At 36.4% G+C, this 22,015-nt stretch carries 25 protein-coding genes and 1 other annotated feature; of the genes, 18 read left to right on the top strand and 7 right to left on the bottom strand.

Features of this window, described 5'->3' with window-relative positions; translation table 11 throughout:
* Positions 1–35: 35 nt before the first annotated feature.
* Positions 36–3,161 carry a transglycosylase domain-containing protein gene (locus tag ACQKOG_RS11185; RefSeq protein WP_370075757.1) on the bottom strand — a complete coding sequence of 1,042 codons (3,126 nt, stop codon included), beginning with the start codon at positions 3,159–3,161 and terminating at the stop codon, positions 36–38.
* A 102-nt stretch (positions 3,162–3,263) separates the two neighbouring features.
* Positions 3,264–3,467, top strand: a binding site (T-box leader).
* 73 nt (positions 3,468–3,540) lie between these two features.
* On the opposite strand from ACQKOG_RS11185, the gene tyrS reads away from it, so the two are divergent.
* On the top strand, positions 3,541–4,809 hold the full coding sequence (tyrS, locus tag ACQKOG_RS11190; RefSeq protein WP_370075755.1) for a tyrosine--tRNA ligase: 1,269 nt from the start codon (positions 3,541–3,543) through the stop codon (positions 4,807–4,809).
* 288 nt (positions 4,810–5,097) lie between these two features.
* Here the strand turns inward: tyrS and ACQKOG_RS11195 are convergent, their stop codons facing one another.
* Positions 5,098–5,931 (bottom strand): cobalamin-binding protein, encoded by an 834-nt coding sequence (locus tag ACQKOG_RS11195; protein WP_370075753.1) that lies wholly within the window; start codon positions 5,929–5,931, stop codon positions 5,098–5,100.
* A 117-nt stretch (positions 5,932–6,048) separates the two neighbouring features.
* Positions 6,049–7,254 (bottom strand): iron-containing alcohol dehydrogenase, encoded by a 1,206-nt coding sequence (locus ACQKOG_RS11200; protein WP_370075751.1) that lies wholly within the window; start codon positions 7,252–7,254, stop codon positions 6,049–6,051.
* A gap of 914 nt (positions 7,255–8,168) precedes the next feature.
* Here ACQKOG_RS11200 and ACQKOG_RS11205 point away from each other — a divergent pair.
* From ACQKOG_RS11205 to ACQKOG_RS11225, 5 genes are all read left to right on the top strand, one after another.
* Positions 8,169–8,756, top strand: coding sequence for a TetR/AcrR family transcriptional regulator (locus tag ACQKOG_RS11205; RefSeq protein WP_370075749.1), 588 nt, complete (start codon positions 8,169–8,171; stop codon positions 8,754–8,756).
* 2 nt (positions 8,757–8,758) lie between these two features.
* Complete coding sequence (locus ACQKOG_RS11210; protein WP_370075747.1) at positions 8,759–9,601, top strand: CPBP family glutamic-type intramembrane protease; 843 nt, start codon at positions 8,759–8,761, stop codon at positions 9,599–9,601.
* Positions 9,602–9,921: 320 nt separating this feature from the next.
* Entirely contained in the window at positions 9,922–10,578 is a 657-nt protein-coding gene (locus ACQKOG_RS11215; protein ID WP_370075745.1) for a TetR/AcrR family transcriptional regulator, read from the top strand.
* A gap of 32 nt (positions 10,579–10,610) precedes the next feature.
* On the top strand, positions 10,611–10,808 hold the full coding sequence (locus tag ACQKOG_RS11220; protein ID WP_370075743.1) for a hypothetical protein: 198 nt from the start codon (positions 10,611–10,613) through the stop codon (positions 10,806–10,808).
* Between the two features lie 21 nt (positions 10,809–10,829).
* Positions 10,830–11,063, top strand: a complete 234-nt coding sequence (locus ACQKOG_RS11225) for a hypothetical protein (protein WP_370075741.1) — start codon at positions 10,830–10,832, stop codon at positions 11,061–11,063.
* Positions 11,064–11,747: 684 nt separating this feature from the next.
* Here ACQKOG_RS11225 and ACQKOG_RS11230 read toward each other — a convergent pair.
* The 4 genes from ACQKOG_RS11230 to ACQKOG_RS11245 all read right to left on the bottom strand — a co-directional run bounded on the left by ACQKOG_RS11230 (position 11,748) and on the right by ACQKOG_RS11245 (position 14,765).
* Entirely contained in the window at positions 11,748–12,908 is a 1,161-nt protein-coding gene (locus ACQKOG_RS11230) for a tyrosine-type recombinase/integrase (protein WP_427446421.1), read from the bottom strand.
* Positions 12,909–13,041: 133 nt separating this feature from the next.
* Positions 13,042–13,827 (bottom strand): SHOCT domain-containing protein, encoded by a 786-nt coding sequence (locus ACQKOG_RS11235; RefSeq protein ID WP_427446423.1) that lies wholly within the window; start codon positions 13,825–13,827, stop codon positions 13,042–13,044.
* A 41-nt stretch (positions 13,828–13,868) separates the two neighbouring features.
* A complete protein-coding gene (locus tag ACQKOG_RS11240) occupies positions 13,869–14,309 on the bottom strand; it encodes an ImmA/IrrE family metallo-endopeptidase (RefSeq protein WP_427446425.1) in 441 nt (146 codons plus the stop codon).
* An 18-nt stretch (positions 14,310–14,327) separates the two neighbouring features.
* Positions 14,328–14,765 (bottom strand): helix-turn-helix domain-containing protein, encoded by a 438-nt coding sequence (locus ACQKOG_RS11245; protein ID WP_427446427.1) that lies wholly within the window; start codon positions 14,763–14,765, stop codon positions 14,328–14,330.
* Between the two features lie 153 nt (positions 14,766–14,918).
* Between ACQKOG_RS11245 and ACQKOG_RS11250 the strand changes: the two genes are divergently transcribed.
* The 12 genes from ACQKOG_RS11250 to ACQKOG_RS11305 all read left to right on the top strand — a co-directional run bounded on the left by ACQKOG_RS11250 (position 14,919) and on the right by ACQKOG_RS11305 (position 22,007).
* Positions 14,919–15,146: a helix-turn-helix transcriptional regulator gene (locus ACQKOG_RS11250; protein ID WP_427446429.1), complete on the top strand. Its 228-nt coding sequence runs from the start codon at positions 14,919–14,921 to the stop codon at positions 15,144–15,146.
* Positions 15,147–15,157: 11 nt separating this feature from the next.
* Positions 15,158–15,913 (top strand): Rha family transcriptional regulator, encoded by a 756-nt coding sequence (locus ACQKOG_RS11255; protein ID WP_427446431.1) that lies wholly within the window; start codon positions 15,158–15,160, stop codon positions 15,911–15,913.
* On the top strand, positions 15,914–16,150 hold the full coding sequence (locus ACQKOG_RS11260) for a hypothetical protein (RefSeq protein ID WP_427446433.1): 237 nt from the start codon (positions 15,914–15,916) through the stop codon (positions 16,148–16,150).
* Between the two features lie 17 nt (positions 16,151–16,167).
* On the top strand, positions 16,168–16,449 hold the full coding sequence (locus tag ACQKOG_RS11265) for a hypothetical protein (protein ID WP_427446435.1): 282 nt from the start codon (positions 16,168–16,170) through the stop codon (positions 16,447–16,449).
* A 209-nt stretch (positions 16,450–16,658) separates the two neighbouring features.
* Complete coding sequence (locus ACQKOG_RS11270; protein ID WP_427446437.1) at positions 16,659–16,952, top strand: helix-turn-helix domain-containing protein; 294 nt, start codon at positions 16,659–16,661, stop codon at positions 16,950–16,952.
* Positions 16,940–17,206, top strand: coding sequence for a hypothetical protein (locus ACQKOG_RS11275; RefSeq protein ID WP_427446439.1), 267 nt, complete (start codon positions 16,940–16,942; stop codon positions 17,204–17,206). The genes ACQKOG_RS11270 and ACQKOG_RS11275 overlap by 13 nt, the downstream gene beginning before the upstream one ends.
* A 168-nt stretch (positions 17,207–17,374) precedes the next feature.
* Positions 17,375–17,548 carry a hypothetical protein gene (locus ACQKOG_RS11280; protein WP_427446441.1) on the top strand — a complete coding sequence of 58 codons (174 nt, stop codon included), beginning with the start codon at positions 17,375–17,377 and terminating at the stop codon, positions 17,546–17,548.
* Between the two features lie 30 nt (positions 17,549–17,578).
* Complete coding sequence (locus tag ACQKOG_RS11285) at positions 17,579–17,902, top strand: hypothetical protein (protein WP_427446443.1); 324 nt, start codon at positions 17,579–17,581, stop codon at positions 17,900–17,902.
* A 184-nt stretch (positions 17,903–18,086) separates the two neighbouring features.
* A complete protein-coding gene (locus ACQKOG_RS11290; protein WP_427446444.1) occupies positions 18,087–20,117 on the top strand; it encodes a hypothetical protein in 2,031 nt (676 codons plus the stop codon).
* 2 nt (positions 20,118–20,119) lie between these two features.
* Positions 20,120–20,347, top strand: coding sequence for a hypothetical protein (locus tag ACQKOG_RS11295; protein WP_427446446.1), 228 nt, complete (start codon positions 20,120–20,122; stop codon positions 20,345–20,347).
* A gap of 2 nt (positions 20,348–20,349) precedes the next feature.
* Positions 20,350–21,306 carry a recombinase RecT gene (locus tag ACQKOG_RS11300; RefSeq protein ID WP_427446448.1) on the top strand — a complete coding sequence of 319 codons (957 nt, stop codon included), beginning with the start codon at positions 20,350–20,352 and terminating at the stop codon, positions 21,304–21,306.
* Positions 21,306–22,007: an MBL fold metallo-hydrolase gene (locus ACQKOG_RS11305; protein ID WP_427446450.1), complete on the top strand. Its 702-nt coding sequence runs from the start codon at positions 21,306–21,308 to the stop codon at positions 22,005–22,007. Before ACQKOG_RS11300 ends, ACQKOG_RS11305 begins: the two co-directional genes overlap by 1 nt.
* The last annotated feature ends 8 nt before the right edge of the window (positions 22,008–22,015 follow it).

Raw genomic sequence — 22,015 nt, forward strand, 5'->3', positions numbered from 1 at the left:
ACTACAATTACTTTGTAGTATGCCATGCCTGTTTATTATTGGGTAGGTGGTGGATTAGTCGGTGGAGTTGTATTTCCGTTGTCTCCTCCGTTAGAGCCATTTCCGGTGTTTCCGGAACCATTACCGTTATTTGAACTATTACCGTTATTTGAGCCATTTCCGGTATTTCCGGAACCACTGCCGTTATTCGAGCCGTTTCCGGTATTTCCGGAACCACTGCCGTTATTCGAGCCGTTTCCGGTATTTCCAGAACCACTACCGTTATTCGAGCCGTTTCCATTGTTTGAGCTATTCCCGTTACTACCATCTGACCCATTGCCATTTTCCGAACCGTTTCCGTTTTGGTTTGAGTCTTCGCCGTTAGTAGGTGGGGTAGTTGGTGGAACATTTTCTTCCTTGTCTTTTTCAGGTTGTTTTTCATTCGCACTACCACCAGTAGAAACGACATTGGATTGCGCTGAAGTTAAACCTGTAATATCTACAGCGACAACAACATAGGCTTGCCCACTTGCTACAGTCATGCTTTGTGATGATTCAAGCACTGATCCGACAAGCGTTCTACCGCCGTTTGTTACTTTATAAACTCGGTAACCGACTACATCATTTGAAGAGCCTGTCCAAGATAATGTATTACCATTAATTGAAGCAGTTACTGCTGCTGGCGCATTGTTATCTGCCGGGAAATCAACGGCTGATACCGATGAATTCGATAATGTTGAATTTTTTGGTAATAGGCTGGCTGGGTTACCACCAAGTCTGCCTAACATTCGTTTAATGAATGCTTGATTAATACCTGCACCACCTGGTTTTACAAATTCTGATGGTGTGTTAGGAAGTGCATTATAGGTTTTACCTTTAATCGTAACAACGCTTGCGGAAGCTAAGCTATCATCAGGCTGTGAAGGTAAAAATACTTTTGCGTTAAACAAGTCAGAGCGCACGAGGCCAGCATTAGCACATGCTGCTGAAGGCGCTAAACCAGAAATACCACAGAATGATGCTGTAACAACGTTTTTCGGTTGCGTAAATCTAGTTTTAGGGGCAATTAATTGTGGATCGACATCATACACAGAATTCATTAATGTTCCCCATAGCTTGTTAATTCGCACGCTAGGCCGTTGATACGTATTATTAAATGCATCTAGTGTTTCATTTTTATCATAACCCATCCATACACCAAGAGAAACATTCGGGTTATAACCAACAAACCAAACGTCTTTATAATTTTGTGAAGTACCTGTTTTAGCAGCAAAGTCAGAAGAGAATTTAAGTGTATTTCTTGCAACTGTACCAGTACCTTTTGTTAACACATCTCGTAACATATCTGTAACGATATAAGAAGTTTCAGGACTAAACACTTGTTCAGGTTTAACTTCGTGTTTATATATAATATTTCCATTTTGGTCTTCAATTCTATCAATCATATAAGAGTCAATGAATTGTCCGCTGTTTGCAAAAGTTGCAAAGGCATTGGTGTTCTCTTCAACAGTAATACCTTCTTCTATGGCCCCAATACTAGCTGCAGGGTTTGTGAAGTCCTTAGGCTTTAAGGTTGTAATTCCCATCTTTACTAAATAATCGGCAGGACGTCTGTTAAGAATACTATAATATAGACGTATAGCTGATAAGTTTTGTGAATCTGCTAATGCCTCACGTGCAGGGATTAGTCCTCGTTCATCATTAGTATTATAGTTTGTTGGGCTCCATCCGGGAATAGAGAATTTTACGTCGACTAATGGGCTACCTGCACCGATTACACCGTATTCTATGGCAGGTGCATATACGAGTAGTGGCTTCATTGTTGAACCATTTGAACGTTTTGCCTGTGTAGCATAGTTATATTTTTTCAATTCAAAGTCACGACCACCGACAAAGCTTAAAATACGTCCGGTAGTATTTTCAATTAAAATACTTCCAACCTGTACAGGCATTTGAACATCAATTTCTTCACCTGTTACAGGGTCTTTGTCTTTGACGGTGTAAGTATGACCGTAATTTTGAAAGTTTTCCGCTGCTTTTTGCATCGCATCGTACATATCTTTATTAATAGTTGAATAGATGCGATAACCTTTTGAGCGGACATCACGATCTGCTAGGATCGTATACTTATCTTTTAATTTTTTTTCATTTTTTAAGCGTTCTGGATCAATACCATCTTCTACTGCTAGTTTTTCAGCAATAATTTCTGTCGCACGACTTTCAAGCTCATATGTTAGCCATGGGTAGCGATCTTCCGCTCGCATCTCTGGTGAACGGAAGTCAGCAGTAATATCATAAGCGAGTGCTTCTTTATATTGAGCCTCGTTAATGTAACCTGCGTCTTTCATGCGAAAAAGTACAGTTTTCATACGATCAATACCCTGTTGAAGAGCTTCTTTACTTTTAAGTGCACCCGTATTTGTAAAAGGTGTGTAAGTAAAAGGTGCTTGAGGAATACCAGCTATATACGCTGCTTGAGGAAGCGTTAAATCCTTTGCTTTTACATTGAAAATACCTTCAGCAGCTGTTTCAACTCCTGCGATGTTTCGACCAGAAGAGTTACGCCCATAAGGAATTATGTTTAAATAGGCCTCTAAAATTTCTTCCTTTTTCATAAAGTGCTCTAAACGCATCGCAAGTAAAAGTTCTTTTGCTTTTCGCTCATAAGATACTTCGTTTGTTAATACTTGGTTTTTTATAAGTTGCTGTGTTAGTGTAGAACCACCAGTTTGAGTGGAAGAGTTTGTGACGTCTTGAAGTAGCCCTCGGATGACAGCTTTTGGAACTATTCCGCTATGTTCACGGAAATACTCGTCCTCTGTCGCTAATACCGCATTAATAACATCAGGTGCGATATTGTTTAATGTTGTTGTTCGACGGTCTAAATCTGTACGTAATTTTCCGATATAAATATCGTTAGCAAAATAAATCTCACTTGTTGAATCGTAGTTGAAAATTTCATTTCGTAATTCTTGCTTTGAGCGTAGTGGCTCTTCTTTTACAAGTGACGCAAAATAGCCAGCGCCAACTGAACCGGCAAATACAGTACCTACCAATGCAAAGACTAAAAATAGTAAAAATAAGTTCCAGGTAACACTTCCTGAAATACGTAATTTCTTCATCCATTTTTGTTGAATTAATTCATCGATCTTTGCATTGATTTTCTCAATCCAATCTTTCAATGTATCGACCTCCTAAAATCTTGTCTATTATAGCACATATTGATTTAGGTCGAACATAATTATTGACAATGAAAAAGAATCGTTTAGAATAATGCTTATAGTTTTCTAGCGAAGAAGAGCTTGCAGTAGTGTCTATATTCCCTGTTTAGAGAGCCGGCGGTTGGTGAAAGCTGGTCATAATGTAGAGACGAATTACGTGCTTGGAGCTTAGACGTGCGCGCCTGCGATAAAGGCGGTTGAATGAAGAGGAAGATGGATGACATCTTCAAGCCGGGTGGTACCGCGTTAGTTTATAACGTCCCTGCATGCAATGTTTTGCGTGTAGGGACTTTTTTGTTTCTCCCTACACGGAATTATTAAACACTTAGGAGGAATAAAAATGACGAACGAATTATTACAAGACTTAGAATGGCGCGGATTGTTGTACCAACAAACTGATGCTGAAGGTATGACGAAATTATTAGATGAACAATCTGTATCTTTGTACTGTGGTGTTGATCCAACTGCGGATTCTATGCATATTGGGCATATTGTGCCTCTTTTAACGCTACGTCGATTCCAAAAAGCAGGTCACCGTCCAATTTTATTAGTTGGTGGTGCGACTGGTATGATTGGAGATCCATCTGGTCGCTCTGAAGAACGCCAATTACAAACAGTTGAGCAAATTGATAAAAATGTTCAAGGTATCCGTAGTCAATTAGAGCGTATTTTTGATTTTGCAGAAGATGGTAATGGTGCACAATTAGTGAATAACCGTGACTGGATTGGCAATATAAATACGATTGAGTTTTTACGTGATTACGGGAAATTAATTAACGTGAATTACATGTTAGCAAAGGATACGATTGCATCACGCCTTGATACAGGGATTTCATTTACTGAGTTTGCGTATACTTTAATTCAAGGTATTGATTACAATCATTTATACAACCATTACAACTGCCGTATTCAAGTAGGTGGCTCTGACCAGTGGGGGAATATTACAACAGGTTTAGAAGTTATTCGTAAAACACATGAGGAAGAGACAAAAGCCTTCGGTATCACAATTCCGTTAGTAACGAAAGCAGACGGTACGAAATTTGGTAAAACAGCGGGTGGTGCTGTATGGTTAGATAGTAAGAAAACATCTCCATACGAGTTCTACCAATTCTGGATTAATGCTGCGGATGCTGATGTTGTAAAATACTTAAAAATCTTCACATTCCTTTCTCGTGAAGAAATTGAAGCTTTAGCAGTATCTGTAGAAGAGGAACCACATTTACGTAAGGCGCAAAAAGCATTAGCTGAAGAAATGACTCGCTTAATTCATGGTCAAGAAGCATTAGACCAAGCAATCCGCATTACAGCTGCTTTATTCTCTGGAGACTTAAAAGCACTTTCTGCTGATGAAATGAAGGATGCGTTTAAAGATGTTCCTTCTATTGAATTGGCGAAAGAAGATAAAAACATTGTGGACTTATTAGTGGAAGCGGGTATTTCACCTTCAAAACGTCAAGCTCGTGAAGACGTAACAAATGGTGCGATTAGCGTGAACGGTGAAAAAGTCACTGAATTAGAATATGTAATCGACGGCAAAGATCGTTTAGAAGATGCATTCAGCATTGTTCGTCGCGGCAAGAAAAAATACCATATGGTGAAGTTTGTTTAATTCAGCTTCAAACAAAGAAACATCCCTTCGAAATTTGAGGGGATGTTTTGTTTTGTTGAAAATAAAGTATGGCTCCTCGGCAAAACGAGGGGGTGATTTCCGTTCCGGTTGGGCGCTTTGCCGCTGACGCGTCGCTTTCGCACAGATAAAACATTTGTTGCTGACGCTTCGCTTTCGCACAGATAAAACATTTGTTGCTGACGCTTCGCTTTCTCGCAATAAAGCTTCCTGGGGCGTTCGATGAGCCGCTTCACTTCGCTGCAGGGTCTCGGGCCAACAGGATGCTGGTCACGAAGGCGTTATCACAGGACGTGATGGTTTTAGCCTTCGTTCCCCTATTATGTGCTTATATTCTTCGGGGTGAAGCATATTCGCTAGCTTTAATGCACCCTCTATAAGACGTGGTGATGGGCGACAATAAAGCCATTCCTCCATTACGTGAAGCTGTTTCATTTTAACGGCTTGAAGCTCCTGAGCATGTGCACGCTTTAATAAATTAGCCGGTTGAATACGCTCAAAGGCAACTCCTACCCAAGCCATCATAATATAGTCTGGGTCGCGCCTTACTACATCTGCCCAATCAGTTTGCACGCTTGCTAGTTCTACATCTTGAAACAGATTTTGCCCACCAGCAATGGCACTAATTTCAGTTAGCCAATTTATTTTACCTGGCGTAAAGATAGGATTTGGCCACCACTCCCAATAGAGAGTAGGTTTTTTAGGAATTGTTTCAGCAATTGTGCGAAGACGATCTATACATTGTAAATATTCCTCAGAGATTTCTTTTGCACGCCCTTCAACTCCACAGGCTTTACCTAAAGTATGGAGATCCTGTGCGATTTCCTCTAATGAATTAGCATTAAAAACAATATGGGGAATATTTCTAGCTTGTAACGCTTCAATATTTTTTTCCATGCCAGGGACACTTAAGGATGCGAGTACAAGATCAGGCTGCAATGCCTCTAATGCATCCATATCAATTGATAAATCTGGGCCAAGCTGAGGTAAGTTTTTTACTGCTAATGGCCAATCCGAAAAATCATCGACACCAACAAGTTGATCAGTCAGACCTAAATAAGCAACAAGCTCGGTATTACTAGGACATATTGATATTAAACGCATCTTCTTATCTCCAATTCTTTTTAAGAAAAGTATAGCGAGTGTTGGAGTCACATACAATGACAGAATGTTTTCCTCAATAAAAAAGGCATGCCAAGAGACATGCCTTCTGATTACTTATTAAGAAAGTGCGATAGCTTCGAGTGATTCTTCTTTTTTTGCTACAGGACCCATCGCATTTGTAATAATTTGTTTAATGTCTTCTAACGTTGCTTTACGTGGGTTTGTTGAAGCACATACATCTAACATTGCATTTTTCGCTAAGATTTCAATATCCTCATCCTTCGCACCTAATTCGCGGAAGCCACTTGGAATGTTCAAATCGCTAGAAAGATTTTCAATTGCTGTAATTGCTTTCTCGGCAGCATCACGTTTACTTAATCCTTCAACGTTTTCACCTAACAATTCAGCGATTTTTGCAAAACGCTCAGTACGTGCTGTTAAGTTAAAGCGGCAAACATGAGGCAATAAAATAGCATTACATACACCATGTGGTAGATTATAGAAGCCACCTAATTGATGAGCAATTGCATGTACATAGCCAAGTGAAGCGTTATTAAACGCCATGCCTGCTAAAAATTGTGCGTAAACCATTTGTTCACGTGCTTCTAAATCAGCACCGTTTGCATAGGCACGTGGTAAATATTCAGGAACTAGCTGAAGTACCTTTTCAGCGCAAGCGTCAGTAATTGGTGTTGCGTTTGTCGATACAAATGATTCAATTGCATGTGTTAATGCATCTAAACCAGTTGCCGCTGTTAGAGCAGGAGGTAAGCCAATCATTAGCTCTGGGTCATTAATTGATAGTAGTGGAGTAACATGTTTGTCTACAATGGCCATCTTCACTTTACGAGCTGTATCCGTGATAATCGTGAAGCGAGTCATTTCACTTGCTGTACCAGCAGTTGTGTTAATAGCGATTAATGGCACCAATGGGTTTTGTGATTTGTCAACGCCCTCGTAATCATGAATGCGTCCACCATTCGAAGCAATAAGTCCGATACCTTTCGCTGCATCGTGTGCGCTACCTCCTCCAAGAGAAATGATCGAATCACAGTTTTCAGCATGATACACTGTAATCCCATCTTCAATGTTTTGATCTGTTGGATTTGGTTCTGCTTTCGGGAAAATTGCTACATCAATTCCAGCAGCTATAATGATGTTAGCAATTTGTTCAGAGAGACCTAGTTTGTGTAAGCCCTCATCTGTTACGATTAATGTCTTTTTCACTTCTAAATCATTTAAGCGTTTACCAACTTCTTGAATTGCTCCAGGTCCAAATAAGTTTGTTTTCGGCATAACAAATTGCTTTAGAACGTCTGACATATTTCCAACCCCTTTAAAAAAATTGTTATTGCTTGAATGATGGCGAACCACCTTTCGAAATTCATAGTATTCTATTTTTTGTAAAAGTTCAACTCGTATTTTTATTAAAATTGTTAATTTTAATCGTGTTATTATTTTACAAAAAAGTTAGCCTTGTTTTTTGATTGGAGGAAGGTTGAATTGTCTAGGGATATTGATTTTAAAATGGTTTAAGAATTGTTTTCCTATGAAAGTAAAATATATTTTTGGGAAATGTGTTCTATTTTAAAGAAGTATTGAATAGTAAATAACTGATATTTTGTTTTTACTATAATAGTAGTGGTTAAGTCGTTTTTTTATTGAGTAATTACTATTTTAAAGTACATAAAATAGTCATAATTTACAGAATATTTAAATTAAATTCTTTTTCTTTTTGAAATGTTTAAGGAGAGCCATAATGCAAGCAGTAAATAAAGAATGACCGTATATCCAAGTAATGCGCACATATAGACAATTGCTTTTGAACCTAAACTTATAGGAGGATAACCACTGTGAGCATTAAAATGATATACCTCCTGCTCATATCCGAACCAAATAGCTACTAGCAAAAAGCCTAATAATAGGAGAGCTAGTGAAGCCTTTTTATGAGAAGTGATATGCAGTAGACTTTCTTTAAAAGTAATTGGACGCTTAATTCCCTTGCTTTGATGTTTTTACCATCACAGTAAGTTCAGAAACCCCCATTATTTCCTCTTTTATTCCGATATTTTCCATTTAGACTTTCATAAAGATAAAAGGTTCCTTTTTTATTGATATTTACAAAAGGGAATGAAAACTTATTAAAGTTTTCATTTTTAGGGCACTTTTCAGGGATATTTGCAATTTTATTGAATACAATTTCAATGAAAATATTTTCAATAAAAGGATGGGTAAAAATGTCAATTAGACATGAGCAAAAAGAACAACGAAGGGCTTTAATTTTACAATCTGCATTAGATTTGTTTATTCGGAAGGGGTACGGTGAAACGAAAGTTGCTGATATTGCTAAAGCTGCTGATATGAGCATGGGGCTACTTTTTCATTATTTTGACTCTAAGGAAAAGCTTTATGAAGAGTTAATTCGCATAGGGTGTGAAAGACTCAAGTTGGATTTTAATTTTATGAATGAATCGCCATTGGCAATTTTTACAACGGCTGCTGAGGATTTGTTTGACACGATCCGTACAAACCCATCTGCAGCAAAAATGTTTGTGCTAATGGAAAATGCACAGCATCTTGATTCCTTGTCGGAAGATTTAAAAGAAATGCTTACGGAAGCAGATAAATTAATAAAAAAGAGTATTTCATTAATAGAGAAGGGGCAATTACTAGGAGAAATTAAACAGGGAAATGCTGAGGCACTTGCGGTAGCATTTTGGTGTTCTATACAAGGAATCGCCCAATACATTGCGCTGCATCCCGAAACTCCTTGTCCCAATTCAATGTGGGTTATTTCAATCCTTGAAAACAGGGAGGCGAATTAAAAGTGAAAACTACACGGAACTTAATAATCTTTATAGTTGTTGTTTTGCTATGTGGTTGGCTTGGTGTTTTTGTAGATCGCTCCATCCCTGAACAGCCTAAAGGTGACACGCTTGGGATGGGAATTTGGCTAGTATTTCCGCTGCTGACAACTATACTGTTACGTGTCTTTGCAGGAGATGGGTGGCGAGATATAGGCTTATTACCTAATTTGAAAGGCAACATAAAATGGTATATTGTCTCGCTCCTAGTCTATCCTGTCATCACTACTATAGTTTTGTTAGTAAGCTATATATTTGGCTGGATGGATTTTTCGGATTTTAATTTGGATGCATTAATTTCAGTTTTTGTTGGTGGTTTACTGATCCAATTTGTTAAAAACTTTTTTGAGGAATCCGTTTGGAGAGGTTATTTGACAAGTAAACTTTTAACGTTAAAGGTAAATGATTTTTGGTTGTATCTTATTGCTGGTGGTGTTTGGGGAGCTTGGCATATCCCGTATTTTTTAGTGTTCTTATCAGAAAGTGACATCTTTAGTGTACTTCCTGTAAATAGGTGGCTATTTGCGTTGATAGGTATTGTGACGATGATTTGCTGGACAGTAATGTATACAGAAATTTATTTAATGACGAAAAGTATTTGGCCACTTGTCCTTATGCATATGACAGAAGATGCGCTTGTGAATCCACTTATTCTTGATGGATATATTAAAATTTCTCAGGGAAAAGAATTTCTTGTTTCTCCAACGGCAGGCATTATTACTACAATTCTTTACCTAATGGTAGGGCTTTTATTGCGAACTAAACGAAAAAAGTTGGAGAGGGAAATTCACGTACCCATTTTTTAGTTGAGATTCAGCAGGAATACCATATTTCATAGCTAATAATTTATAGCCTAAAGTACTTTCTAAATATTCTTTAACAACTTTTAATTTAAATTCATCCCTATATTTTGTCAGAAAAAAACACCCTAGAAGTTAGAATTTCAATTCTAACTTCTAGGGTGCGGCACCGTGGAGGGCTTTTTTCAGCATGATTAAGCCATTTCTACTTTTGCATTTGTTTCATCTTAAGTTTCATAAAATTAATAAACTTGTAAGGAATGAGTAAGAAAAAAGAGACAATCGATTCGTACAATTAAAGTATGAAATGAAAGGGGCTGATCTAAATGATACTAATTAGAGGAACTGATCTAATGATTAAAAATTTTACTGAGGAAGATATTCCATTAGTTAAACAAAAGTTACGTGAAAGTTGTGCTCAGAGTTGGAAAACGAAAGGATACAAATTAACTAGCATCGATACACTTACTAATGAAGTTGGCATATCAACTGAATTTTTTTACAGGCTATATAAAACAAAAGAAGAGCTCTTTCTAGAAGTACTGTCGATGATTCAAAATCAATTGAAAGAACAATGGCACTCTATGATAGAGACTAACTCAGGTATAGAAGGGTTTAAAAAAGCTATGAACTGGCTTTTTGAAGAGTATGTAAAGCATCCTACATTATATAATTTCAACAATCCAGATTATCATTTGTTTTTAAAAAAGCTACCTAAAGAAAAAATTGAAAGTCTAAGAGAAAATGATAAGAATTTTTTTGATGAAGTTTTAGAGCGTTCAAATCTAGATGTGAAAATTTCAAGAGAAAAAGCATATGGGATCTTTAGCACACTTTTATATACCGCAGCGATGAAAAAAGATTTAGTTTGTAACAAATGCGAAATATTCAATTTTCTACTCGATAGTTCAATATATCAAATTTTTACAAATTCATTTTCTTTAGCAAACAAAAATCTTACTAATGACCATTGTGTAAACTAACTGAAACAAACATTAAGATTGGGGGATTTGCTTTGAGAAATTTAATATTAGATATCTTGCAACAAAATAGTTCTATAGGAATATTCAGCTACATATCAATTGGGCTTGCACTTGTGGTGTTTATTATTGGATTGCTTTGTATTTTAAAAAAGAAAAAATATGGCGTATATGTATTGATTTCCAGTTTCTTGCTATTAGTAAATCCCGCTATTGATTTTTTATTCAATTAATTCTAACGGAGGTAAACTAAAATGATTAAACAATTAGATACTGCTCTGAGTAAGGTAAATAAGATGGTTAGGGTAAATGTGAAAACGCCAAAAGTAACAAAATCAAAACTGAAATATAGTAGGTATTTCACAACTGTCGTAGGAGTAGGAGGATTAACATTGGGAATTATTGGTCCATCGAAATCGTTGTTAGTTCTCGGGACAATAGGTATTTTGAGTTCTATTGCAACAACAAATGAAATAAGAAAAATTTAGAATGCTGAACTGTGCTAGGTCAAGGAGAATAATAAACATGTATGAAGCGGCTTGAGCCCGGGATTTTAAAGGCTCAGGTCGTTTAATCGTTTCTGCTAGCATATTAATGGATATAGTATCAATCGCATAAAATGATTTCTTGACGTTTGTTTGAGAATAAATATTTAATTAAATGAATAGGAAATTAAAACTTTTTCCATTGATAAACGTATTAAATAAGAGAAATAGTAGGAGGTGAAATTTTGGAAGAAAAAGTACAGGGAAAACAAAAGTTTAATCCGATTTTTTATCGAAGAGGCTATCGACTAAACAGATAGTTTCTTTTATTCTTCGGATCACTAGTTAACCCGAAAAAAAGATTGAAGCAATTAGCCTCAATCCTACTCACGCATTCCTATACACACATTCACCGTAATTTATTAGCACCAATCTTCCCCCAATGTCAGCCCAAAAATAACAATATTTAATGCATGATTGTGCATTGTCGATAAAAAAGCAAAAACCCTAGAAAACCTTGATATAAAAGGTTTTCTAGGGTTTTCTAAACTACTCTTTGCAGAGCAATTTAATTAACGAGAGAAGTGCTCTATAGATTCTTAAACCCTTGAGGCTGTAAGGATGAGAGTCGTTTTCGAAAAGCGCTCCCCCAATTCTTCCCCCAAAACCCCAAAAATGAGGGTGATTTCATCCATTTTTTAAAGCTTCTGCAAATACATCTGTAACTTTCTTTTTATCATCTTCAATTACATGAGCATACGTTTCCCAAATGACTTTTGGGGTATTTCCAAGTCGTTCAGCAACGGTTGCCACATCCTCACCCTTATATAATAAAATCGAGGCATGTGTATGTCTTAATGTGTGGGGTTTTACTAAAGTCCCCATTTTTTCTGATAATCGTTTAAATGCATAAAATAAACTATTATCTGCATAAGGTTCTTTTGTTTGGGAAGAAATAAAAACAAAACTATTATCTTTTAACTGCTCACCATCTTCTAACAGAATTTGAGAGCTCCATATTCTATACTTTTTTAGTAGTTTTATTAAAGTTTCATCAATATCGATTGTGCGATAACTATTCTTTGTTTTTGGTGGTCGGTACCCATTTCTATCACGAGTTCCTTCTACAGTAATAGTACCGTTCTTTAAATCAACATTTTTCCACTTTAATGCTAATGCTTCGCCACGTCTGATGCCAGTAAAAGCAATGGTCCTAATTATGGCATAAGAAGTTATAGGTTCTTCTGATTCCGCAATTTCAAGCAATCGATTAAGTTGCTGGATATTTAATACGTTTGGTTCTTCACGTTCCTCATCGTTGATAATAACTTTAGTAAATCGATTACGCGGAATGATCTCCGCATCTACTGCAGCATTAACAGCAACTTTAAAAACGCGATGAAACAATCTAACTGTAGATGGTTTGTATTCCTTTAATAGTGGTGTAATAAACTTTCGTTTATATGTCTCTTTATCCAATGAAGAAAGTTTCAATTTTCCTATTAGCGGCTTCACCTGGTAACGAATGATGTTTTTTCGTTGTTTTTGTGTAGTAACTACCCATTCACGTTCATTGGATTCGTACCATATATCAATCCAAGCACCAACAGTCATATTCTCATGTTCTACTTGTATGGCGTTACCACTTAATAACGTAGATTTCACTTCTAACAATTTTCGAAAAGCAGCAGTTTCGGTTGTATAGCCCTGGCCTGATTTTTCTTTACGTTTACCTAAGACATCATAATAACGATGTCGATAAGCGTATTTTTTAGAACCATCTGCATCGATGTACCAATATAAATCATTATCTTTTTTTGATCTATTCATTTTCGGTTTAAAACTCATTTGACATTCCCCCAAGAACTTAACACGGACAGGTGTACTTTTGGGTTACTGTCTTGGCATCACTCCTTTCAATTAATAGAATGCGTGTTCTTTTATATTTGAAGAAAAAGCGCTCAAATGAACGCTTTTTATGTTACTTACTTAAAAGTTCACTTTTCTTTTCATCAAATTCTTCTTGAGTAATTGCTCCCATATCTAGGAGATTTTTATATTTTAAAATTTCATCTGCAACAGAAGTGCTTTGTTGATCAGATATTGTAGTAGTAGGTTGTTGTTGATTACAAATTAATTGTAAAACTGATAAACATTCTTGAGCCTCTTTATAAGCCTTTTTATAAATGGGGTTATTTTTTTTAATTTCTGTTTTTAGGATATCGACATATACAGTTGGTTTGTTTATATTATTTAAAGTTATTTTTATTCTAAGACTAGTACAAATACCTTTACTCTTCTTTTGACCTGTCACTCCACCAACAATAGCACCAGCGCCACCAAATAGAGCTCCTCCTACAACGGCACGCCCCAAACCACCAGAACTTACTGATTCACCATCTTCAAGTAATTCAAAGTTGACGATATCGCTATAGTTATAAACAGTAGATTTATTACGTTTACCTAAAACTGATGATAAGATAAGCCATTTTTGATTGACATCATCAAATTCCATAGATTTTCCAATTCTTTTTGTAGGATTAAAATTTTCTAATTCTGCTTTATTTTCTTTTTGTGCAAGAATAGCATTTTTAATATCTTCAACTGTCATTTTAGTAATCGCTTTTTCGTTAGTTCCTATTTTTTTGAGGTTAGCCTCTTTGAAACATGAAGGACATACCCATTTTTTATCAGCAATACGATTACGATTTAAGCCAACTTCTTGTTCGCAAACACTACATACTTCTTTTAAACTAAAAAATCCCATTAAAATCCCTCGCTGTTCTTTTGTTATATTAAAAATATGTATTAAAATAGCCCCTTAAATTTCAGTTCTGCTAATTCTACAGGAACATTATATAAGGTAGCTATATCATAGATAGTCATTTGCTCATATGAATCAAATAAACTTTCATCAGGAATTAATAGATATGCAGCAAATGTATTTGCTTGTATTTCAATTTTATTAATAGAAAACAGGGTGTTAGTTCTCATAAAAGGTGTATTTAGCTTAGTGTGTAACACCGCATGTCCAAGTTCATGAGCACAAACAATAATTTGTTCTTTGATGCTTAAGCTACTATTTAAAAAAATAAATCGATTTCGCTTTTCGTATTGATAGAACCCTTTAATGTCATGAGGTAAATCCCAAAAAAAAATTTCGATTTTTAAATATTTAGCTAATGTGAATGGATTTCTAGTACCGTATTTTTTACATAAATCATCGACCTTAGATTGGATAAAATCCATTTGCATCCCTCGAATCGGTTATTCTTCTTCATCTCTATATTTTTTATTGATGAATTTTTTGTTGTTTTTCTTCGCAAGTCTGATACCGAATTCCATTGCTTCTAACAAAGATTCTTTTGCTTCTTCCGACATTGGTTCACCATTGAATAGTAAACCGGTTGCAGATGATAAGTCGTCACGTAATTCGTCCATACGTTTAGCTACGTCTCGTTCTTCTTTAGAAAGTACCTTCTTACCATTAACTTTCACATCAACTCTTCCTGTTAATAAATAATCAACAGACACTTCATATAAATCAGCAATTTTTAAAAGCATTTCATTATCTGGTTGTCGTAAGTTGTACTCCCAGTTAGCATACGTAGACATAGTTTTTATGCCTAGTTTTTTCGCTACATGCGTTTTAGTCCATCCTTTTTTCTCTCTTAAGTAGGTAAGGCGATCACCTAATGTGTTCATTTTTTTCACCTCTTTACACGGATTTTAACATCACTTACACACTGCATGTAATAAATTACACAAAAAGAATAAAAACTGTTGACTTACTCAAAATGAGTAAGTACAATACAGATATAGGAGTTACACGAAGTGAGTAAAAGGTGGTGATTTTATATGAGAATAAAACTGCGTGAAGCTCGGAAATCTAAAGGTCTTTCGATGACTTATATGGCACATAAGTTGGGGTATAAAAGTGTTTCTGGATATGCAAATATAGAATATGGTACAACTAACGTTTCTTTTGAAAATGCAGTTAAAATAGCTGACCTTTTAAATATGTCTTTAAACGAACTTTCTTTTGAAGAAAAGTTACACATTTCGAGTAAAAAACAATTAGCATAGGAGGTTTTATCATGAATTTAGTAGCCATTCAAAACAGACAAGCAGTTACTACATCGTTACAAGTTGCAGAGTCATTCGAAAAACGTCACGACAATGTTTTGCGTGAAATCGAGGGTCTCCTCAAAATTGAGGAAGCTCAAAATTACTTCCACGAAGGGACTTATGAACATCCACAAAACAAACAACTATATCGTATGTTTTATATGAATCGAGATGGTTTCACTTTATTGGCAATGGGCTTCACTGGTCAAAAAGCAATGCAGTTCAAATTGAAATACATCCAAGCGTTCAACGAAATGGAACGTCAATTAACACAACCAACTACTGCTGAATTAATTGCCATGATGGCACAACAGGGTGTAGAACAAGAACGTCGCTTGAATGCAGTCGAAGAAAAACAACTGCAATTAGAAACTAAACAGGATCATATAGCTGAAATTATTGCTCTTAATCCAACTGAATGGCGTAAAAAAGTTACGAACCTCATTAATAAAATAGCTCTTTCACGTGGTGGATTCGAAGCATATCGAAATGTCCGTAATGAAAGTTATCAAATTTTAGAAGAACGTGGTCGTTGTAAGTTAGATATTCGCTTAAGTAATCGTAGAAAGGAAATGGCCTTAAACGGTATTTCTAAGTCTAAATTAGATAAAGTGACAAAGCTCGATGTGATTGCAGATGATGCAAGATTAACAGAAATCTACTTAGCAATTGTAAAAGAGATGGCTATAAAGCATCAAATTAAAGTAGAAGGGTTGGGCGCTTAAATGTTAGAACTAATCAGAAAAAACACTTTACTTACAAATGAATTCGCAATTGAAACGGATACAGATGTAGATAGTGCCTTATCACTCGTTTCAATAAATACAGTAGAAGGCAATGAAGCTGACGGTTTTACAGAAATAACAGGAATTACATTAAGCCTAGATTATGAGCAAATTGACGAAATAATTTTCATCTTACAAGAAGCGAGTAATGCTCTTAAACGTTCAGAAAATCTATAAATGAACGGAGGTATAACATGAACGCAATTGTACAAGTCGAAGTCAAAACAGACCACGATGCTTTAGACGCTAAATACGATGCTATTTTCGAAAAACATGTGGCTGTAAGAAAAAAATTAGTAACTATGAAGCAGTTAGCTGTGATGTACAGTATGGAGCGTGATGCTCTAGAAGAAGCCTTCTTTAGAGATCCGCGTATAAAACTATACGAGCGCCGCCGAGGAAAAGGCAAGCGCTACTGGATAGCTGAAAAAGTTATTCCAATTATGGATGAAATCATTGAATACGAATGGCAATAAAAAATAACACACGGACAGGTGTACTTGCATTCGTTACTCAAAAATAGGAGAGGCCAGGGCAAATGGCCTCTATCAAACTACCAATCTAGTAGAAATCATAAGAGGTTGGGGCAAATCAACCTCTTATCTTTATATTAAGTTAACTCGGTAGAAATAGCTAATCCAATATGTACTAAGTCCGTTATCGACTATCGAAAGGAATGAGAGTTTTGGGGGCAATATCACTCGACTTTACAAAAGTATTAAAGAAGTTTCGTGAAGACGCAAAAATTTCACAAGAAGAAATGGCTGAAGAGCTTAATATAACGCAATCACATGTCAGTAAATACGAATGTGGGCGCAAAGTTATAGATTTAGAAACATTTTTAAGATGGTGTCGAATCACAAATTGCGAGGTAGAAGCTGCAGCAATATTGTTTGGTCCAGAGTTATGTGCTCAAGCAATTCATCTGTTACAAACGATACCAATGTTTATAGGAGGAATGTTCAGATGGATATTGTAGAAAAATTAAAGCTGAAAATAGCAATGTTAGAGGCTTGTAACGAGGATTTACTAGTAGCAATTGGAGTGCATAACGATCGTGGAGAATACCACTTATCAGCAGAGTGCATGCGAAAAATTAAGAAAACGAATCGTGAAGTTGAAAGATTAAAAGCTCATTTACAAGATCAACAAAATTTCCTTTGGGTTATCAAGGATTTACAGGATAGAGGATTACTTAGCGAGGCGGTGAAGAAGTATGCGCATCAAGCCTAGAGCGTGGAAATACATGACATTAAAGCAAAAGTTAGTTTATGTACATTTCTATTGTGATAAGCAAGTGTTGGAGAAGTTAAATGGCAATAAAAAAGCTGCTTAATCATGTGGAGTGATTAAACAGCAGACAACATATACAAGTCCAGTATACCACAAGGAGGTAATAAAGTGGACGAAATCATAAACAATCTTAAAAACGAAGCGAGAGCTTTGTGTGAAATATATGCAGTAGATATTAATGGAGATATAGCACGAGCAATAATCAACATCATCGATGCGATAAACATCCTTGAAAGAAAAGCATATGGTCAAGCTATGACAACAGAGTTTGACCTTAAATAAATAGTGTAAAGGCACAGAAGGAGCTTAATTATGAAAAGAAAATTCGAGGTTGAAGTTGTTCGTACAGATAAATTTGTCATTGAAGTTGATGATAGTGTAATTACCGAAGAATGGATGGAGCAGTTTAGAAACGTATTTTACGATTTCCATACTATTGAAGAACACGTTGAACACATTGCACAACTAAGAGCTCGTTTCTGTAGTCAGCATTTATACGGTGGACTCATGGAAGGATACGGAGATGTTGCGAATCAAGGGAAAATTGATCCTCGCTCAACTTGGCCATTTCCAGCTATTAATTTCGTTGAATTAGATGAAGATAACGACATAGAAGTTGAAGTTACGGAAGTTTAAAATCAGACGTTTGCGAGTTATCTCGCTCTCGTCAAGCAGTTCATAATCCTCCTCAAATTGGTTGGTTAGCCAAACACATTATGAGCTGCTTGATGGGATTCCATCAAAATAAAAAACCACTGCGCTAACAGTGGCTTCGAAAAAACATTTAATTAAAATCATTCTACCATGGAGGGCAAAAAAGATGAAGAAAATCGAGTTAGTAGTATTGAAATTACGTGATTTCAAGGGCATTAAATCATTAGACATTCAATTAGACGGTGGTAATGCACAAATTTTTGGTGATAACGAGGTAGGTAAAACAACAACGTTTGATGCGTTCTTATGGCTGTTGTTCGATAAGGACAGCAACAACAAAAAGGATTTCGCTATCAAAACATTAAACAGCGATGGATCCGAACGACATAACCTGGAGCACACGGTTGAAGGTACGTTTTTAGTCGATGGTGCTGCAGTTACTCTAAAGAAAATTTACAAAGAGAAATGGACTAAAAAGCGTGGACAAGCTGTTGCAGAGTTCACAGGGCATGTAGTAGAGCATTTTGCGGACGATGTACCGATGTCTAAAAAAGAGTACGTGGCCAAGGTTGAAAGTATCGTAGATGAAGAAGTGTTCAAACTTTTAACATCACCAACTTACTTTAACCTAATGAAATGGCAAGATAAACGCCAATTATTATTAGAAATTTGCGGTGATATTTCAGACGATGAAGTTATTGCTTCGAATAAAGCTTTAGCAAAGCTGAATGAGCTGCTAAATGGCAAAACATTAGATGAAATGAAAAAGATTATAGCCAGTAAGAAAAAACATATCAATGACGAACTAGAGAAGATTCCAGTACGCATTGATGAAATCAATAAAATGTTGCCTGAAACAACTGTAGACGTTGAAACAATGCGCCAACAGGTAGCTGAGATAGAGGCGAATGTCGAGGAGCTACAGGAACAAAAAATCCGCGTGAAGAACGGTGCCTCAGTACTTGATAAACAGCACCAGTTGCAAGAGCTAGAAATGAAGCTAAGTGACCTTAACCGAACATTCGAATCTGATAGCATGCAAGAAGTTTATAAGGCTCAAGCTAAATTGCAAGAAGTGCAAGGAAATACTCAAATTATTAATAGTAAATTACAACAGGCTGATAACAATCGAAAATTTAAAGTAGATGAAGCTAATCGTATTCAAAATGATATCGGACGATTAACAAAAGAAATGGATGAACTACGTGAGAAGTATTATGTGGTTGATAAAGAGCAATTCCATTTTGAAGATAACTGTAATGAATGTCCAACTTGTAAGCAATCCTTACCTGATGAACAAGTAAAGGCAGCACGCGATGAAGCTCAAGCTCAATTTAACGAACGAAGAACAATGCGTTTGGCAGACATTCAACATGAAGGTGGCTCTCGAAAAGAACAAGTGGAGCAATTAAATGATCGCTTAACTGTGTTACGTAATGAGCATGATGCAGCTGTAGCAGAAATGAACAAGTATCAAGATGATTTATCAGCACAAGAGAAAGAGTTAAAGAAAGCTCAAAAGGCTCTTGAAACTGCTCAGTCAGGTGTAAAAGATGTTACTGCTACAGACGAATACAAATCTATCAATCTACAAATAGATACGTTACAGGCTGAAATTAAACAGCTAAATGAACATGCTTACGAAGCCGTTGCTGGCATCGATGAAGAAATCACAAAGTTTAATATTGAGCGTAAAGAGTGCAATAACGATATTGCACAACATGCAAACATTGAAGCAAGTAAGGAAAGAATTATTGAACTTGAAGATCAACAAGAGAAACTTGCTCAAGAGTACGAAAAGCTAGAGCAAACAACGTTTTTAATTGAAGAATTTATCCGAACAAAGGTAAACATGCTCACAGATCGCATTAACGGCAAGTTCAAATATGCTCGATTTAAGCTATTTGACACTCAAGTAAATGGTGGACTTAACGAAGTATGTGAAACAACATTCAAAGGCGTACCATACGGCACAGGCCTTAACAATGCGGCAAAAATCAATGTTGGCTTAGACATCATCAATACACTATCTGCTCATTATGGCATCCAGGCACCTATTTTCGTGGACAATGCCGAGGCTGTAACCAAGTTTATTGATGTGGATACTCAACTTGTTAGCTTAGTAGTTTCTGAGAAAGACAAGCAGTTACGTGTAGAGGTAGAAGGTCAACAACCAATGCTTAAGGAGGCGATTTAACAATGGCTAAGTATCGAAAAACTGAAATTGGTGGTTTTATAGAAAACTTTTTGGATGATAACGCTGACGATTTATCACAAAACCTTCATGACAAACTAGAAGATTTAGGTGATGAAATTGAAGAATATTTCAATACTTTATCAGATGAAAAGGAAGATAAGATTCAAGATTTAGAATCAGAAATTGAATCGTTAAAAGAGCAAATTAATGAATTAGAGGAGGAAATTTAACAATGACAAATCAAGTAGCGCAACAACAGCAACAAGTAGCTGTAAAACAAAAAAGTATCGCTGATTCTGTACAAGCGAAAGTAAAACAATTTCAAGATGCTGGGGAGCTCCACTTCCCGGCAGGATATAGCCCGGATAATGCTGTTAAATCTGCGTGGTTAATCCTTCAAAGTACTAAAACGGGCAAGGATAGTGGTTATAAACCGGCTTTGGAAGTGTGTACAAAAGATAGTGTAGCCAATGCACTCCTAGACATGGTAGTCCAAGGTCTTAACCCTATGAAAAAACAGGGATACTTCATTGTTTATGGCAAGCAACTAACTTTCCAACGCTCTTACTTCGGCACGATGGCAGTTACGAAACGTGTGACAGGTGCTAAAAATATCGATGCTGCTGTTATTTACGAAGGTGATGAAGTGGACTATGAGATGAAGAATGGTCGTATCACCAACCTTAATCACAAACAAAAATTCGGAAATATAAAAAAAGAAAATCTGATTGGTGCTTATTGCATCATTGAATTACCAAATAACGAAATTTATACAGAACTTATGACAATTGACGAACTACGAAAAGCGTGGTCAAAAGCTCAATTCTGGGGCAAAGGTGAAGAAAAAGAAAAGGCTGGTTCAACACATGATGAGTTCAAACAAGAAATGGCGAAGAAAACAGTCATTAATCGTGCATGTAAGAAATTCTTAAATTCCTCAGATGATAGCAGTTTAATTATGGATCACTTCCATGGTTCTGATAATCGAAATGAAGATGCAGCATTACAAGCTGAGATTTACGAAAATGCTAATAGTGAACCTATCGATATTACACCTGAGACAGGGTTAATCGAGGAGCAAGCGAGCTCACAAGTTACAACAGTCCAAGAAGCTGATTATGTAGAAGTACCACAACAATCAGCACAAGAACAACAGCAAGCATCATTTGCAGAGGGTCCTAATTTCTGATGATCCAAATCAAAACGCTAGCAACTGGAAGTAAGGGGAATTGCTATCACATTACAGATGGTAGCACTCCTTTACTCCTGGAGTGTGGTATCAGCTTCAAACAGATACAGCAGGGCGTCAATTTCGAGACTTCTAGTCTTGGTGGTGTACTTGTTACCCATGAGCACAAAGACCACTGCAAAGGCGTGGAATCGACGTTAAATCGAGGGCTTGATGTTTTCATGTCAAAGGGCACTCAGGAAGCGTTACAGCTTGATCATCATCGAATTAAAACAGTTGAAAGTAAGAAGCAATTTAAAGTCGGTACATGGACCATATTGCCGTTTGATGTACAGCACGATGTTAATGAGCCGTTAGGGTTTCTATTACAAAGCGACAACGGTGGAAAGCTGTTATTCGCTACAGACACCTACTATGTCAAATATCGATTTAAAGGCCTATCACACATCATGATTGAGTGTAATTACGACCAACAAACATTGGATGAAAACGTAGAGAGTGGTCGTGTGCATCCAGCAATGCGGAAAAGGGTTATGCGATCGCATTTCAGCTTAGAAAACCTATTAGAGTTCTTTAAAGCAAACGACCTAAGCAAGGTTGAAGAAATACATTTACTGCATTTATCAGATGGCAACAGCAACATGGAGCGTATCTTCAAAGCAGTAGCAAGGGCAACAGGCAAGATGATTTTTATACCGTAAATGAAAAG

Origin of the sequence: Lysinibacillus sp. NPDC093216 (assembly GCF_050280325.1) — a bacterium.
In the GTDB taxonomy this organism is placed as follows: Bacteria; Bacillota; Bacilli; order Bacillales_A; family Planococcaceae; genus Lysinibacillus.